Consider the following 3,056-nt stretch of genomic DNA (forward strand, 5'->3'; position numbering starts at 1 on the left):
CACAATCGGCGTACCGGCAACCAAGTCCTCTTCGTGCAAACTAGAAGCCACATCAGTTCTGCCTCAGTTTTACCCGTCATCTGCTCGGCAACCCGGTTGCAACCGGCAAAACGCCCTTCCTCGTTACGGTAATAAATCAGATCCGGCGAGGCATCGATAATAGAGCGCAGCAACGTCGAGAGCCGCTGTGCCTGCTGCTCCAGTTCATAGGCAACAATATTGCTCAGACCATCAATGGCTTTGCGCATATCGGTTGGGCCGCACACCAGCGTGACCTTAAGCTGACTAGATACCGGAAACATGCTGGCAAACTCCTGTGATGAACAGAAGATGCCAGTTTGGTAGTTCAGCTTATTGAAATGAAGGTGGGGTTGCCTGGACGCTTATAGATATAGTGCGATGTGTTGAATCGGTATGGAGAACTCGTAGCCTCTAATGTAGTCGACTACAAACCTGCCAAATACGATCAAAATAAGAATTGTTGTAAACCGTCTAATGTTCAGTTTGTAATCGAAAAAGTTCATATATTAATTACACATAGGTGTATCCGGGAACAGCAGTCAAATTCACCACATTACTCAATGCCGGGATATGACTCAACAAGCCGGGTGTAATATTCCGGGCTTGATGAACGGAAAACGGCAAGAAAATGCCCGTGGCTGCTTTCAATTTCACCGCCATTATCCAGCAATAAGCCCACAACTTCCTGACTTCTGGCGCAGGAGTCAACATACACTCCCGGCTCACAATCCGTTATTAACCTCTCCAGTGCAAAATCCAACGCATCTCTGCCACTACCAGAGCTTTTGACAGGAACATTGTGGTCCAGTAAAAATCTCACGGTCTCCGGGTTGCCTCCCATCATTGCAGCCATAGATACCGCATTGCGGCCATAGGGATCTTCGCTGTAAAGGTCCAGCCCAAGAGGTAGCAACTCTTTCATTCTGGCCACTTCACCTTTCACAGCGAGTGTCAGTGAAGATTGTGGTGGTATTGAAGCCCCTTTATCTAACAACTGTTCAATAATATCCAGCGGCGCTCCCATTGATATGGCCTGATGTATCGCCAAATCCATCATTTCACTATCGGTTAGTGCAAGTTCATCATATAACGACAAAAACAGTTCCCAATCACCATCATGTGCAGCCTGAGTAATCTCTGCCACCTTCAGCATCATTTCTTTCATACTGCCCTCGCCCATCTGCTCACTGGTCTTCACCTTTGCATCGGCGAGCAATGACTGCACTTCCTGTTCTTTGGCCTTTTCAAAAGCCAGTTTATTTTTCAGTGTGGCGGCGATTACCTTATTAATGGTTCCGTTACTGTTGCCAGACCCAACAAACTCCCCCTCAGTCACTGAGGGGGTATAGCTATCTGGTTTTTCTACTGTATCACCTTTGTTTTGTAAGTCAGCGGTAACAGCTACTATTGAATGATTCTCCCGTTCTTGCGGTAAATCATCACCACCCGAGAATTTGAACACTGCCAGAACAGCCACCACTACAACAGCACCTGTCGCACTCAGCCACATTGCATTATCCCTGTTCATTACGTTTTTATCTCCTTATGGGTTGACCATATCTATACTCCAGAAGACTTATCCGCTGAACAAGAGTCAAATCTGGCAACGATTCTGTTCAGCCTTCTCACTTTGTCAAAAAGGTAGCCGATCAATACCACGAGGATTAGATTATTGAAGGATGTTTCCACAAAGCCTATAAGATAAACCAGCAGGACGCTAAATATCAGGCCTTCGATATGACCCCAGGTAAAATATTTTTTTCTCATAACCTCATCCATATCTAATAATTTATTTCTATGGTTTGCATTCTGCCTGTGCATCTATTACCCGATCCAGACAATATTGCTGATTGTCATCTTGTGCCATACCTCTTGTTTCTGCACATGCAAATGCGGCAGCCGCCGCCACCGCCTTGACAGGCAAAAGAGCCGCACCTGCAATACAAACGTTGAACGCAGTCTTGGAGTTTTGTTCTCTTGAACTGAAGCAGGGTCCATAAAGGTCCTGAGCATTTTCACGACAAACTTCTGTAGCTTCTTCATCTGCCGAATTGTCGTTGTCACCTTCGCCATCACCAGTGGAGCCTCCGCCAGCACCTCCCGGTCCGGAACCACCTGGTCCGGAACCACCTCCACCACCAGAGACTCCACCGCCTCCGCCGGATTCATACCAGCAGACCTCTTGTGCAAAAGACGGCGTTCCGTCACCTGAATTTGTATGACCGGTTCTACATTTACGTACCAAATCAGCATTTGCTTGAATTGGAAGCATACTAATCGCATAGCTCCCCCCAACCAATAAAATAGCTATCATTTTATTTTTCATACTTTCACTTCCTTTGATTGTAATTATTTTTCTTCCAGCTAGCATACTGTTTGCTGATTTGCTGAAATAAAGAGAGATTTGATATTTTTAAGGCGAGGTTAAACAATCTCGTTGCGTTGAGATAAATAGATTTCCCTATCATGAAGATTCCTTCTTCTGTTTTAGTTTAAATTATGTGTGGGATAAATTATTCCTATTTATCCCTGTGGATTTATAAACATATTAATTCCACTTACCTGCGTAAGCTATAAGTGATCAAGATGCCTGTCAATAAAAAAACATCAGGTATCAATTTTCGGAGTAATGATAAATAAATTGATGGGCCTTGTTGTCCGAAAGAAATAAACGGGTTGGACCCACCCCACAGGGCTTCCATAAAAAAGACGGTACAAAACAGTGTGGGGTTTTCAGGAAAGACAGAGGCGAGGCCGAAACAATAGTGCTCCTTCCATTTGTACCGTCAGCAAAAGCGCAAACCTGTCTGTAGCTTTCGGGATAGGCCTTGGTGATGCGCAAGGCCGCTCTCCTCATACCTGACTTTTATCTGCGGGTATGACCATGTTATTAGCACTGTAGCCCAGTCTAATATCGGGCAGCGTGGCGGATATTAAAACCGCAGGCTCTTTACAAGTGCCTCATTCCGGGCCGAACAAAGCTCTTCATCTTACTTCAAATCTTAGCCTCAGTCATCAATACTCTGGTCTGCCAG

2 protein-coding genes and 1 pseudogene are annotated in these 3,056 nt (G+C 45.3%); all 3 read right to left on the reverse strand.

Annotated elements, in window-relative coordinates; translation table 11 throughout:
* A pseudogene (locus CDA54_RS19515) lies at positions 1-206 on the reverse strand (PAS domain-containing protein); the annotation flags it as partial.
* Positions 207-574: 368 nt separating this feature from the next.
* Entirely contained in the window at positions 575-1,549 is a 975-nt protein-coding gene (locus tag CDA54_RS19280) for an ankyrin repeat domain-containing protein (protein WP_099036674.1), read from the reverse strand.
* 267 nt (positions 1,550-1,816) lie between these two features.
* Positions 1,817-2,392: a hypothetical protein gene (locus CDA54_RS19665; RefSeq protein ID WP_180237282.1), complete on the reverse strand. Its 576-nt coding sequence runs from the start codon at positions 2,390-2,392 to the stop codon at positions 1,817-1,819.
* Between the last annotated feature and the right edge of the window lie 664 nt (positions 2,393-3,056).

This window comes from Lacimicrobium alkaliphilum (genome assembly GCF_002591895.1).
GTDB classification, from domain to species: domain Bacteria; phylum Pseudomonadota; class Gammaproteobacteria; order Enterobacterales; family Alteromonadaceae; genus Lacimicrobium; species Lacimicrobium alkaliphilum.

Coding starts and splice junctions, on each gene's coding strand:
- CDA54_RS19280 (WP_099036674.1), bottom strand. CDS start 1,549: ATGAACAGGGATAATGCAATGTGGCTGAGTGCGACAGGTGCTGTTGTA.
- CDA54_RS19665 (WP_180237282.1), bottom strand. CDS start 2,392: ATGCTAGCTGGAAGAAAAATAATTACAATCAAAGGAAGTGAAAGTATG.